A 10,293-nucleotide genomic window follows, 5' to 3' on the forward strand; every position below is an offset into this window, starting at 1 on the left:
CCCTACCGCGCCGGGCGCCGCTCGGCGGGCCGGCCCGCGCCGCTGACCTGGCCGATCAGCTCCCGCACCACGGCGGCGCCGTTCAGGGACAGCACCGACTCGGGGTGGAACTGCACCCCGGCGAAGCCCGGCCCCCGCACCGCGTGCACCTCGCCGTCGGCCGCCCGGCTCACCTCCACGCCGTGCGCCGCCAGCTCCCCGGCCGCGTCCTCGTCGCAACGGGCCACGAAGCTGTTGTAGAAACCGACCGTCTCCGGCCGCCCGAACAGGTCCACGGTGGTCTGCGCCCCCTGGTACGGCACCGCCTTGCGCACGATGTCCAGGCCCAGCTCGGCCGCGATCAGCTCGTGTCCCAGGCACACGCCCAGCACCCCGTGCCGGTGCTCCCGGATCACGGTCGCCGCGAGGTCCCGCAGGAACCGCATCTTCGGATCGTCCAGGTCGCACGGGTCACCGGGCCCCGGGCCCAGCACGACCGGACCCTCGTGGGCGAGCACCGCCGCCCGCAGCCCCGGTTCGTCGTAGCGCCGGACGGTCACGTCGAGCCCGGCGGCCCGCAGCACGTGCGCGAGCATCGCCGTGAACGTGTCCTCGCCGTCCACCACCAGCGCGTGCCCGGCCAGCTCGCCGGTGCGCTCCTGCATCCGCAGCCAGAACGGCGCCAGCGCGGACCGGCGCCCGTCCAGGGCCGCCCGCACCCGCGGGTCGTCGGCCAGTCCGGGGCGCGTCTCCCCGGCGCGCGGCCGGCCCGGCCGCACTCCGAGGGCCGCCAGCACCCCCGCCGCCTTCGCGTGCGTCTCCGCGACCTCGCCCGCCGGATCCGAGCCGCGCACCAGCGTGGCGCCGACCGGGACCCGCAGCGCGCCGTCCGCGCCGATGTCCGCGGTGCGGATCAGGATCGGGGAGTCCAGGGTCTGGGCGCCGCCGGAGTCCCTGCCGAGCAGGGCCAGCGCGCCCGCGTAGTAGCCGCGCCCGACCCCGTCGGGACCGACCGGCTCGTGGCGCTCGATCACCCGGCAGGCGTTCTGCACCGGCGAGCCCGTGACGGTCGCCGCGAACATGGTCTCCCTCAGGACCTCCCGCACGTCCAGCGAGGACCGGCCGCGCAGCTCGTACTCGGTGTGCGCGAGGTGGGCCATCTCCTTGAGCCGGGGCCCGATCACCACGCCCCCCATGTCGCCCACCGTGCACATCATCTTGAGCTCCTCGTCGACGACCATCGACAGCTCCTCGATCTCCTTGCCGTCGGCGAGGAAGCCGAGCAGATGCTCCGGGGTGGGCCCCTCGGCCGGGTACCGGTAGGTTCCGCTGATCGGGTTCATGACCACCGTGCCGCCGGTCATCCGGACGTGCACCTCCGGACTGGCGCCGACCAGGGTGCGGTCACCGGTGTGCACCACGAACGTCCAGTACGCGCCCCGCTCGCCCTCCAGCAGCCGCCGGAACAGCGCGAGCGCGTCGGCCCGGCCGAAGCCCGGGATCCGGCCCCGGTAGGTCCGCCGGATCACGAAGTTCGCGCCCTCGCCGCGCCCGATCTCCTCGCGCAGCACCCGGCCGACGATCTCCGCGTACTCCTCGTCGTCGACGTCGAAGCCGCCGTCCTCGACCCGCACGGCGTGGGCGGGCAGCTGGGCCAGGGCGTCCGCCAGCGACAGGCGGTGGGTCTCCTCGGGGGTGAGCACCAGCAGGGGCGTGCCGTCGTCGTGGACGTCGAAGCCGCGCTCGCGGATCTGGCGGTAGGGGACCAGCGCGAGCCCCTCCTCGGGGAGGTCGGCCAGCCGGTCACGCGCGGTGACGGGCCCGAGCAGCACCTCCACGGTGTTCTCGTCGTGGCCGGGGGCGCGGCGGCGGAGCAGGGCGAACGGGCGGTCGTCGTGGAGCAGCCGGGTCAGGTCCATGGTCCTCTGGGATCCCTTGCAGATGGGAGAGGAACGGCCCCGGAAACGCCGAAGGCCGCCCCTCGGGCGGCCTTCGCGAAGTGGTGCGTACGCGCAGTCAGTGGGCCGCCGGAGAAGCGGTCCACCACCAGTTCTGGCAGTTCTGGTTCGAAAGCGCGAGCATGCGGGAACCATACCGCACCGGGCTCCGTGTCCACAGGACAATCACTCCGTCTCACCAGTCGAGCCAGGGAAAAATCAGGCGACACGACCCCGTAATGTTTACGGGGTGACCGTGAACGCTAAGACCAGCCCGAGCGCTGGCAACACCTGGCGAGACCTGCCCGCGGCGCAGCAGCCCGAGTACCCCGACCCCGAGGCTCTGCGCGCAGTCGTCGCGGAGCTGGAGTCGTATCCGCCGCTCGTCTTCGCGGGCGAGTGCGACCAGCTGCGCGCCCGGATGGCGGCCGTCGCCAAGGGAGAGGCGTTCCTCCTCCAGGGCGGCGACTGCGCCGAGGCCTTCGACGCGGTGTCGGCCGACCAGATCCGCAACAAGCTCAAGACCCTCCTCCAGATGGGTGCCGTGCTGACGTACGCGGCGTCGGTGCCCGTGGTGAAGGTGGGCCGGATCGCCGGCCAGTACTCCAAGCCGCGCTCCAAGCCGACCGAGACCCGTGACGGGGTGACGCTGCCGACCTACCGGGGCGACTCCGTCAACGGCTTCGCGTTCGACGAGGCCTCCCGCATCCCGGACCCCGAGCGGCTGAAGCGGATGTACAACGCGTCCGCCTCCACGCTGAACCTGGTGCGGGCCTTCACCACCGGCGGCTACGCGGACCTGCGGCAGGTGCACGCCTGGAACCAGGACTTCGTGAAGTCGTCCCCGTCGGGCCAGCGCTACGAGCAGCTCGCGCGCGAGATCGACAACGCGCTGAACTTCATGCGGGCCTGCGGCGCGGAGCCCGAGGAGTTCAAGACGGTCGAGTTCTTCTCCTCGCACGAGGCGCTGCTGCTGGACTACGAGTCCGCCCTGACCAGGGTCGACTCCCGTACCGGCAAGCTGTACGACGTCTCCGGGCACATGGTGTGGATCGGTGAGCGCACCCGGCAGCTGGACGGCGCGCACATCGAGTTCGCCTCCCGGATCCGCAACCCGCTCGGTCTCAAGCTCGGCCCGACGACCACGGCCGAGGAGGCGCTCAGGTACATCGACCGCCTGGACCCGGACCGCGAGCCGGGCCGGCTGACCTTCGTCGTCCGGATGGGCGCGGACAAGGTCCGCGACAAGCTCCCGGAGCTGGTCGAGAAGGTCACCGCCTCGGGCGCCACCGTGGCCTGGGTGACCGACCCGATGCACGGCAACACCTTCGAGGCGGCCTCGGGCCACAAGACCCGCCGCTTCGACGACGTGCTCGACGAGGTCAAGGGCTTCTTCGAGGTCCACAAGGCGCTCGGCACCCACCCCGGCGGCATCCACGTCGAGCTCACCGGTGACGACGTCACCGAGTGCGTGGGCGGCGGCGACGAGATCTTCGTCGACGACCTGCACCAGCGCTACGAGACGGCCTGCGACCCGCGGCTGAACCGCAGCCAGTCCCTGGACCTGGCGTTCCTGGTCGCGGAGATGTACCGGGACCAGTGACGCGTCCACCTGCCGCGACGCGCTGACGTGGGGCGCGGATCACATGCGATCCGCGCCCCACCGCACTTTCGCGCTCCGCGCGCTATGGGTAAGGTTAGGTTTGCCTCACCGATACTCGGGACGGCACCACTGATCGATCCCGGCGGGAGGTGAATCCGCGTGTACGTCTGCAGCTGCTTCGGAGTGACCGAGGCCCAGGTCGAGCAGCACGCGCAGGACGGCGCCTGCACCCCCCGCCAGATCGCGTCCGCCTGCAAAGCCGGGACGGACTGCGGATCGTGCGTCCGCCGCATCCAGGCCATCCTCGGCCGGGGCGCCTGCCCCCGCCGCGAGCAGGCCGGCCAAGGCCGTCCGGTGCTCGCCGGCACCGGCAGGCCGAACGCGCTCGACGGGCTGGACGAGGCGGCCTAGACCAGCCGGTACGGACGGGCCGCTCAGCTGCTCTCGGGCTGGTTGATGATCTGCGAGATGTAGAGCGCCTCGCCGAGCTTGTCCACCAGCTCCAGCTGGGTGTCGAGGTAGTCGATGTGGTGCTCCTCGTCCTCCAGGATGGCCTCGAAGATGTTCGCGGACGTGATGTCGCCCTTCTCGCGCATCACCTTGATCCCGCGCTTGAGGCGGTCGATGGCCTCCACCTCGACCTGCTTGTCCGCCTCGAACATCTCCTTGACGGTCTGGCCCACCCGCACGTGGAAGAGCCGCTGGTAGTTCGGCAGCCCCTCCAGGAACAGGATCCGGTCGGTCAGCACCTCGGCGTGCTTCATCTCGTCGAACGACTCGTGCCGGGTGTACTTGGCGAGCTTGTACCAGCCGAAGTTCTCCTGCATCTTCGCGTGCAGGAAGTACTGGTTGATCGCGGTGAGCTCACCCGTGAGCTGCTCGTTGAGGAATTCGATGACCTCGGGGTCGCCCTGCATCGCAGAGGCTCCTTCCGCATGGGGTGCGTGGGGACGCAGTGGGTGTGTGCGGCGCATGATTGCACCGGCACAGAAGATCGTCCAGTAAGTGCTGACTTAGTAAGTAGGGTCGCACTTGCCCTCATTTGACCGATTTGATGATCAATGATGGTTACGTCCGGTCGGATGCACCGCTCCCGGTCTGTCAGGATGGAAGGCATGGGTCATCCGGTGGGGCACGCGTCGGGAGAAGCCGCGGGGACCGGGCTTCCGCCGGGACAGCGGCTGCAGCGCGGCTGGCCGGTCACCCACTACGGACCCGTCCCCAAGTTCCGTCCCGAGCGCTGGGAGTTCAGGGTCTTCGGCGCCACCGCGGACGCGGGACCGCATGTCTGGGACCACGAGCGGTTCACGGCCCTGCCCTACGCCACCGTGGTGGCCGACCTGCACTGCGTGACGAAGTTCAGCGTGCTGGGCGCCGAGTGGGGCGGGATCCCGGCGCGGACCGTCCTGGAACTGGCTCCGCCCGCCCCCGGTGTCACCCATGTGATGGTGTGGGCCGAGTACGGCTTCAGCTCCAACCTGCGCCTCGCGGACTTCGCCGCCGACCGCACGATCTTCGCCACCCATCGCGACGGTGAGCTCCTCACCGCCGAGCACGGCTTCCCGGTGCGCCTGGTCGTCCCCCAGCTGTACGCGTGGAAGGGCCCCAAGTGGGTCCGCGGCATCGAGTACATGACCGCCGACCGCCGCGGCTTCTGGGAGGAGCGCGGCTACCACAACCTCGGCGACCCCTGGAAGGAGCAGCGCTACTCCTACCAGGAGGGGCCGGGGGACGGTCCGGAACTCTGAGTTCCGGCGGGCCGGGTCAGTGGTGGTACCGGTGGACCACCGCGTGCCCCTTGCCGCGGCCGATCGTCCACTTGTTGACCGGGGTCGTCACCACGGTCGCGATCGCCAGCGAGACGGCCAGTGAGACCCAGAACAGCGCGTCGCCCAGCTGGGCGTCCATCGCGGCCGGCCAGACCAGGATCGTGCCGTTGTCGATCAGTTCCATCACGGCGATCGACAGGGTGTCCGCGGCCAGCGCCACGCGCAGCGCGGTGCGCGGGTCGACGCCCGCCCTCAGGACTCCGCGCAGGGTGAGCGAGTAGCCGAAGAGGAACGCCAGCACGATCGCCAGCAGCGTGGTCGGCAGGTTGCCCCAGCCGAAGGCCGTGCCGACGACCATGCCCAGCACCTCGCCGATGGCGCAGCCGGTCAGGCAGTGCAGGGTCGCCCGGGCGGCCATGGCCCAGGACGCACCGGCCGGACCGTGCCCGGCGCGTGTCCCGTGCGCGTCGTGCTGCTCGTGGAGTGTGTGGTCGTGGTCCATGGCTGACCCCCGGTGTCAGGTGCGGATCTCTCGTGCACGCTCAACATGTATACCCCCAGGGGGTATTCCTGAAGGGGTTCGGGCTCGTTCCGGTAACAGGCGGAACATTCCGTGCCCAGAGCGCTACGCTGAGATCACCGCCTGGCGGGGAGACGCGCCGGGCGGACACGGATCCACGGGGCCCATGGTGTGCCGCTTGCGATCCGGTTCGGGGGCGAGCGGTCGGGGGACGACGGTGGGGCTGTTCGGAGAGCGGCATACCTTCATGGGCGGACTCGGTCCGGGGGACCGGGAGGCACTGGCCGGACTCGGCACCCTCCGCGAGTACCCGCCGTACGACACGGTCCTCGCGGAGGGCGACCGGACCACGTTCGCGGTGATCCTGCTCAGCGGCTGGTGCACGGTGTGGACACCCACCGAACGCGGCGGCCGGCTGATCCTCGCGCTGCGACGGGCCGGCGAGGTCGTCGGGGACATGGCGGCGCTCGACGGCCGCCCGCGCAGCGCCTCGGTGAGCACCCTCGGCCCGGTCACCGGCCTGGTCGTGCCCGGCGAGCGGTTCCGGCGGTTCCTGGCCGCCAGGCCGCGGGCCAACGCGCTGATGACGATCCAGCTCACCGAGCGGCTGCGCAGCGCGGACCACGAGCGCCGGGCCCTGGCCTCCATGACCGTCCTGCAGCGGCTCGCCGAACGTCTCGTCGAACTCGCCGACCGCACCGGCCGGCCGGAGAACGAGGCCGTGACCATACGCCTGCCCCTGGCCCAGCACGAACTGGCCGCCTCCGTGGGCTCCACCCGGGAGGCCGTCGCCAAGGCCCTGCGCCTGCTGCGCGAACAGGGGCTGGTCCGTACCGGCCCCGGCACCCTGGCCGTCGCCGACCTGGACCCGTTGCGCCTGCTCGCCGCCGGACAGCCGCACGGCCCGCAGACCTGACAACCGCCGAGTTCCCGCGCTGTGTAAACGGCTACAGCGGCGACCGGCCGGCTCCGCGAGCATCGCACCGCGGGCACCGGTGTCCCGGCGGGACGGCAGTGAGGAGAGAACGATGGAGGGGGAAGCCGCCTACGGCTTCATCGTCAACGTGGACGCACAGGGCTCGGGCCTGCTGTCCGACACCGAGAAACCCGAGATGCGGCGCAGACTCTACGAGGTCACCGGCACCGCCTTCGAACAGGCGGGCATCCGCCCGCCGCGCCTCTACCAGGAGGACCGCGGCGACGGCATCCTCGGCGTGCTCGCGCCCGACGTGCCGCCCGTCCGGGTCCTCGGGGAATGGGTGGAGCACCTCCACCAGAACCTGCGGGAGAGCAACCGGCACGTCAGGAAACCGCTGCGGCTGCGCGTCGGCCTGCACATCGGCCGGGTCACGGCCGACGCCCACGGCCGCTCGGGACGCGCCGTCGACCTCGCCTGCCGGCTGGCCGACTGCGGTGTGGCGAAGGCGATCCTCAAGGCCGCGGAGGGCGCGCCCCTGGTGGTGGCCGCCTCCGACCGGGTGCACGAGGACTTCGTCCTGCCCGGCGGCCGCTGGGTGGACCCCGAGCACTACCGACGCCACGACGTCGCGCTCAAGGAAGGCCGTACCACCGCCTGGTTCATGGTCCCCGGACGGTCCCGGCCGCCCGAGCCGGAACCCTTGCGCGAGGAGCCGGAGCCCCTGGAGGAACAGGTGCGGGACCAGGGCCGGGACACGGCGGACGAAGCGGCGCCGGAGAAGTCGCCCCGGCCACGGGCCTCGGCCGAGACCCGCGGCGGCCGCCTCGTGCAGATCCACCAGCACGGCGACGGCGACGTCTACGCCCCCGAACGGATCGAGACCATCAACATCGACCGCCGCGGCGGTGGCCGGTGAACGCACAGAATCCCGCGCCCCCGCCCGGCGGCCCGAAGGCCCAGCCGCAGCCCAAGCAGCCGCAGCCGCAGCAGAAGGCCGAACCGGACCGGCCGGCCGGCGGTGCCGACTCCGGTGGCGCGTCCGAGACGGAGCGGGCCGACGTCATCGGCGGCTCCGCCGCCAACCCGCTCGGCGACGAGGCGCTGCCGGGCGCCGCGGCCGCCGCCTCCCGGATCTACCGCTCCACCCTGAACCAGCACGGATCCGGCACCCTCGTCAGCTCCGAGTCCGTCGGCACCATGAACTTCTACGGCCGGCAGACCGCCGAGCGCCTGCTCGCCGGGCCGCTCCCGGAGGACGAACTGCGCCGGCTGCGCCGGGTCTTCCAAGAACCGGCCGACTACGGCGGGCACCGCGAGCAACTGCGCGCCGGCCGCCTCCTGGTGCTCTACGGCCAGCCCGGCACCGGCCGCGCCTACACCGCCCTGTCCCTGCTGGACGACGTCGCCCGCGGCCGGGTCTCCCGGCTCGACCCGCGCACCGACCTGGACCGGCTGGACGACGACCAGATCCACGACGGCCACGGCTACGCCCTGGAACCCGGCGCCGCCGGGCTGCCCGACGAGACCGGCCTGGACCGGCTCTGCGAACTGCTCGGCAGGAAGGAGGCCTACGCGGTCCTGCTGGCCACCCCCGAAGCCGGTGACGTCCTCTCCCGCGGCGGCCGCTACCACCGCGCCCACGCCCCGGCCGCCCCGGCCGCCGTCCTCGAAGGCCACCTCGGACTCGAACTGGCCTCCTGCGAACCCGATCTGTACGAGCGGGCCCGCGCGACCGCCCTGGACCCGGACGTCCTGGAGGCGCGCGGCCTCGACGAGTTACGGCCCGCGGAGGCCGCCCGCTTCGCGGGACTCCTCGCCCGGCACAGCAGGGACGAGCTGACCCACGACGAACTCCTCGCCGAGTGCCGGAAGTTCGCCACCGGCCAGGCCGCCGAATGGTTCGCAGGCGGCGTCCGCTCCGAGACCCCCGAACGGCTGCGGGACGCCGCCTACCGGATCGCCGTCGCCGTCCTGCAGGGAGCCTCCCTCAGCGCCGTCGCCGAGGCCGCCGAGGAACTCGCCTGGGAACTGGCCGTCACCGTCGACCCCGAGGCCACCCCCGGACGCCCGCTGTTCAGCGATGGCGTCGACGCCCGGCTGGCCTCCGCCCGCGCGGTCGCCGCCCTCGGCACCGAGGAGGTCGGCACCGAGGAAGTCCAGGTCCGCACCGTCCGGTTCGGCGGCGAGGCACTGGCCCCGGCCGTCCTCGGCCATCTCTGGGAGCACCGGCACAACGCCCGCGGACCCGTGCTGCGCTGGCTCGCCGGACTCTGCGAGGACACCCGGCCGCAGGTCTGGGTGCGGGCCGCCGTCGCCGCCGGACAACTGTGCCGCTTCGACCTCTCGCACACCGTGCACGAACTGGTCCGGCCCATGGCCCAGTCCGAGCGCGCGCCGCGCCGGCTGTTCGCCGCGACCGTGCTCGACGTCGCGGTGCGCTCCCCGGAGGTCGGCAGCGCCGTCCGCGCCCTGGCCGGATCCTGGGCACGCCACGGCGACGAGCAACTGCGCTGGACCGCCGGTGCGGTGCTCGGCCGGGGCCGGGCCACGGACACCGTCCGCGAGTCGCTCGACCTGCTCGGCGGGATCGGCGTGTGGAACGAGGGCGTGCTGCGCTCCGACGCCGCCGTCCAGGTCGCCCACTTCGCCGGCGCCCACCCCGAGGCCCCGACCCTGCGCCGGATCCGCGCCTGGCTCTCCGACGAGCGCCGCACGCACCAGGATCTCGGCCTGCAGAGCACGGTCTACCTCGCCGGGGTCCGCGTCGTCGACCTCTGGAACCAGCACGAGGACCTGGAGGGACACGGCGACTGGCCGCTGATGCTGGCCCTGGCCGACGTCCGGCCCGCTCTCGCCGCGGAACTCGCCGGCCTCCTGTGGACCGCGCTCCAGACCTCGCGGTCCTACGAGGCGGCGGTCGAGACCGTCTCCGACTGGCTGCGGGACTCCGCCGACCAGCCCTGGGCCGGACCGCTGGAGCGGTTCCTGCCGCTTCTCGTGCACAGCCACGACGACCGCAACCGGCTGCTCGGCCTGATCAAGGAACTGACCGAAGACCCCGACCAACCACTGAACGACCAGCAGGTCCGCCGCCTGTGGGGCGCGGTCCAGGGAGCGAGTACACCATGACGCACAACCAGTGGGGGCAGCAGTGGCCGCCCCGGGACGAGGAGTTCGTCCTTCCGCACGACCTCAGAGGCCCCTTCGTCCGCGAGTTCGCCCCGCAGGCCGCCTACCGGCACCGCAACAGCCAGGTGGCCTCGGTGCTCTACTACAAGAACGGCGGGCACAGCGTCATCACGGTCCGCGGTGCCGAGCACCACAACAAGCCGCTGATGGGCAAGCCCACCTCGGTGTGCTGGATCGCCCGCGGCCAGCACCAGGTCTCCTTCCAGCTGGAACTGCCCACCTACGGCGACCGCTCCCGGTTCCGGGCCGGCGCCGACGTCAACTGGGAGGTGCAGGACTTCCACCAGGCCGCCGAGAAGCGCGTGGTCGACGTCGAGCGGATGCTGCGCCCGTCGCTGGAGGCCCGGCTGCGCGGCCTCAGCCGCCGCCACAGCCTG

9 protein-coding genes and 1 pseudogene are annotated in these 10,293 nt (G+C 72.3%); 7 read left to right on the plus strand and 3 right to left on the minus strand.

Annotated elements, in window-relative coordinates; genetic code table 11:
* Positions 1 to 2 precede the first annotated feature (2 nt).
* Positions 3 to 1,898 carry an anthranilate synthase family protein gene (locus ACIRQ9_RS07710; protein ID WP_404168180.1) on the minus strand — a complete coding sequence of 632 codons (1,896 nt, stop codon included), beginning with the start codon at positions 1,896 to 1,898 and terminating at the stop codon, positions 3 to 5.
* A 268-nt stretch (positions 1,899 to 2,166) separates the two neighbouring features.
* Here ACIRQ9_RS07710 and ACIRQ9_RS07715 point away from each other — a divergent pair, with 268 nt between their 5' ends.
* Both ACIRQ9_RS07715 and ACIRQ9_RS07720 read left to right on the plus strand, forming a co-directional pair.
* Positions 2,167 to 3,519: a class II 3-deoxy-7-phosphoheptulonate synthase gene (locus tag ACIRQ9_RS07715; protein WP_404168182.1), complete on the plus strand. Its 1,353-nt coding sequence runs from the start codon at positions 2,167 to 2,169 to the stop codon at positions 3,517 to 3,519.
* A gap of 159 nt (positions 3,520 to 3,678) precedes the next feature.
* Entirely contained in the window at positions 3,679 to 3,930 is a 252-nt protein-coding gene (locus tag ACIRQ9_RS07720; RefSeq protein ID WP_404168184.1) for a bacterioferritin-associated ferredoxin, read from the plus strand.
* A gap of 23 nt (positions 3,931 to 3,953) precedes the next feature.
* On the opposite strand, the gene bfr is transcribed toward ACIRQ9_RS07720, so the two are convergent.
* A complete protein-coding gene (bfr, locus tag ACIRQ9_RS07725) occupies positions 3,954 to 4,436 on the minus strand; it encodes a bacterioferritin (RefSeq protein ID WP_404168186.1) in 483 nt (160 codons plus the stop codon).
* A gap of 198 nt (positions 4,437 to 4,634) precedes the next feature.
* On the opposite strand from bfr, the gene ACIRQ9_RS07730 reads away from it, so the two are divergent.
* Positions 4,635 to 5,267 (plus strand): sulfite oxidase-like oxidoreductase, encoded by a 633-nt coding sequence (locus ACIRQ9_RS07730; protein ID WP_404168188.1) that lies wholly within the window; start codon positions 4,635 to 4,637, stop codon positions 5,265 to 5,267.
* Positions 5,268 to 5,283: 16 nt separating this feature from the next.
* On the opposite strand, the gene ACIRQ9_RS07735 is transcribed toward ACIRQ9_RS07730, so the two are convergent.
* A complete protein-coding gene (locus tag ACIRQ9_RS07735) occupies positions 5,284 to 5,790 on the minus strand; it encodes a DUF4396 domain-containing protein (RefSeq protein ID WP_404168190.1) in 507 nt (168 codons plus the stop codon).
* A 265-nt stretch (positions 5,791 to 6,055) separates the two neighbouring features.
* Here ACIRQ9_RS07735 and ACIRQ9_RS07740 point away from each other — a divergent pair, with 265 nt between their 5' ends.
* The 4 genes and pseudogenes from ACIRQ9_RS07740 to ACIRQ9_RS07755 all read left to right on the plus strand — a co-directional run.
* Positions 6,056 to 6,724: a Crp/Fnr family transcriptional regulator gene (locus ACIRQ9_RS07740; RefSeq protein ID WP_404168192.1), complete on the plus strand. Its 669-nt coding sequence runs from the start codon at positions 6,056 to 6,058 to the stop codon at positions 6,722 to 6,724.
* A 112-nt stretch (positions 6,725 to 6,836) separates the two neighbouring features.
* Positions 6,837 to 7,643, plus strand: a complete 807-nt coding sequence (locus ACIRQ9_RS07745; protein WP_404168194.1) for a hypothetical protein — start codon at positions 6,837 to 6,839, stop codon at positions 7,641 to 7,643.
* Positions 7,640 to 9,856 carry a hypothetical protein gene (locus tag ACIRQ9_RS07750; RefSeq protein WP_404168196.1) on the plus strand — a complete coding sequence of 739 codons (2,217 nt, stop codon included), beginning with the start codon at positions 7,640 to 7,642 and terminating at the stop codon, positions 9,854 to 9,856. Before ACIRQ9_RS07745 ends, ACIRQ9_RS07750 begins: the two co-directional genes overlap by 4 nt.
* A pseudogene (locus ACIRQ9_RS07755) lies at positions 9,853 to 10,293 on the plus strand (hypothetical protein); the annotation flags it as partial. The gene ACIRQ9_RS07750 and the pseudogene ACIRQ9_RS07755, both read left to right, overlap by 4 nt.

Source organism: Streptomyces sp. NPDC101237 (assembly GCF_044767465.1).
In the GTDB taxonomy this organism is placed as follows: Bacteria; Actinomycetota; Actinomycetes; order Streptomycetales; family Streptomycetaceae; genus Streptomyces; species Streptomyces gramineus.